Source organism: Gordonia sp. 852002-10350_SCH5691597 (genome assembly GCF_001665715.1).
Taxonomy (GTDB): domain Bacteria; phylum Actinomycetota; class Actinomycetes; order Mycobacteriales; family Mycobacteriaceae; genus Gordonia; species Gordonia sputi.
Genome location: NZ_LZMO01000238.1, coordinates 1 through 1888 on the forward strand (window position 1 = coordinate 1; position 1888 = coordinate 1888).

Genomic DNA, 1888 nt, shown 5'->3' on the forward strand with positions numbered 1-1888 from the left:
CGGGCCCGACTGCGAAACGGCAGCCACCGCTGATCGAGCGGGCGCGAGCGCAGCGAGCACCCAGGTCGAGACCACTGCGCCCGGCGGGTGATCTCGACAGGCTCGATCAGCGGGTTGGGGCTCGATCAGCGGGTGGGCTCCGACCAGCGGGCCGGGCCCGACTGCGAAACGGCAGCCCCCGCTGGTCGAGCGGGCGCGAGCGCAGCGAGCACCCAGGTCGAGACCACTGGGCGCGGCGGGTGATCTCGACAGGCTCGATCAGCGGGGTTGGGGCTCCGACCAGCGGGCCGGGCCCGACTGCGAAACAGCAGCCCCCGCTGGTCGAGCGGGCGCGAGCGCAGCGAGCACCCGAGTCGAGACCACTGCGCGTCGCAAACGTTAGTCGGCGGGGGTGACCCTGCCCGGATAGGTTGCGGTGCGTGCCGCGTGGACGGGGCAATAGTGCATCGACTTGCCGCGTTCGGATTCTGGCGGCAGGTTGCGCGACGGCGTCTCGACGAGCGGTGCGTCGGCGGCAACGCGCCCGTTCACGCGGTCCCACGCATCGCGTGCGCGGGGGTGTCGCCACGGCCGCCGGGGCAGCAACCGATGGAACACGAGGTTGTAGGTCTTGCCGAGGAGACGGAACAGCCTCTCGTCCCGGTCGGTCCAGGGGAGTGCCATCATCTCGCGGATCGGTTCGTCGTAGAACCCCGTGGTGAGCCAGATGAAGTTGCGGGCGACCGCAGGGGCGATGACGCGACGCCAGAGCGCTGTCGGGAGGAACGAGAGGTACGGAGGTGGGGGAAGCGTCGAAATGTCGAGGACCGTGCGTACCGACTCGTGGTCGCGAAGCACGTTGCGGCACATGTGATCCCAGTATTCGAGGAAGTCTTCGTAGGTGTCGGGTACCGGGCGCATGCTCACGCCGTACATGGCGTACCAGTTCTTCGATTCTTCGAAGAGTTGCCGCTTCTGGTCTTCGCTCAACCACGGACCGAACCTCTCGCAGAGGCGCACGTTGCCGTACCAGAAGGTGGCGTGTGCCCAGTAGAAGACGTCGGGGTCGAGGGCGTGATAGCGCGAGCCGTCGGGCATGGTGCCCTTGATCTCGCGGTGATAGTCACGCACCTCTGTGCCGGTCTCGAAGCCCCAGTACTCGTCGAAGACGACTCCGCCGATCGGATACAGCGACCGCATGAGGCGTTGCCAGCGTTCGCCGAAGAAGTCGGAGTGATCCCAGACGGCTTGCCCGAGCTTGGGGTGCATGTTCTGAATCGACCCGGCCCACAGGCCCTGGATCATCCCGGTCCAGGTTCCCCACACCTGCCACGTCAGGGAGTCGGGGCCCAGCGGCGGGTACTCGACATGCGGGTACTCGGAACGGCGTGGGGTGTCGGTCGACGCAGCCTCGCGCTCGACGGCGTCGGACGTTTCGGTTGACGAGCTCGACGGGTTGGCTGTGACGTGCGTCATGAGACGAAACCCTAGGTGCGTCTCACGACGCTGTCAACGCCGGGCGGCGGTGATCAGCTCGGCCGAAAGCGGACGAGCGTGCCGGCGACGAGTTGCGCGGCGGCCGAGACCGACGTCGCCGACAGGACGCCGACGACCGGATATCCGCCTGTCACGGGGTGATCGGCGAAGAAGATCACCGGTTCGCCGGCAGGCGGAACCTGCACCGAGCCGTGGGCCACGCCCTCGGAGGGCATCTCGGGAAGGTTTGTGCGGTGTGTCAGGGTCGGCGCGGTGTCGTCGTCGCGACGTCGCAGGCGTACCCCGACCCGATTGCTCGCGGGCGTGACCTCCCATGTGCCCGCGAAGAGGTGGCCCGGCTCGGTGAGGCGATCAGCGCGTGGGCCGGGAAACGTGGTGAGTTCGACGACGCCGGCCCGTCGAGTGTCTGCCG

At 68.1% G+C, this 1888-nt stretch carries 1 protein-coding gene and 1 pseudogene; both read right to left on the reverse strand.

Translation table 11 applies throughout. From position 1 onward, the window contains the following. Window positions 1-378: 378 nt before the first annotated feature. Window positions 379-1455 carry an oxygenase MpaB family protein gene (locus A5777_RS17460; protein ID WP_005209283.1) on the reverse strand — a complete coding sequence of 359 codons (1077 nt, stop codon included), beginning with the start codon at window positions 1453-1455 and terminating at the stop codon, window positions 379-381. A gap of 53 nt (window positions 1456-1508) precedes the next feature. Further along, a pseudogene (locus A5777_RS17465) lies at window positions 1509-1888 on the reverse strand (biotin-dependent carboxyltransferase family protein); the annotation flags it as partial.

Excerpts from the sequence above, each read along its gene's own strand:
- A5777_RS17460 (WP_005209283.1), bottom strand. The coding sequence starts at position 1,455 with ATGACGCACGTCACAGCCAACCCGTCGAGCTCGTCAACCGAAACGTCC.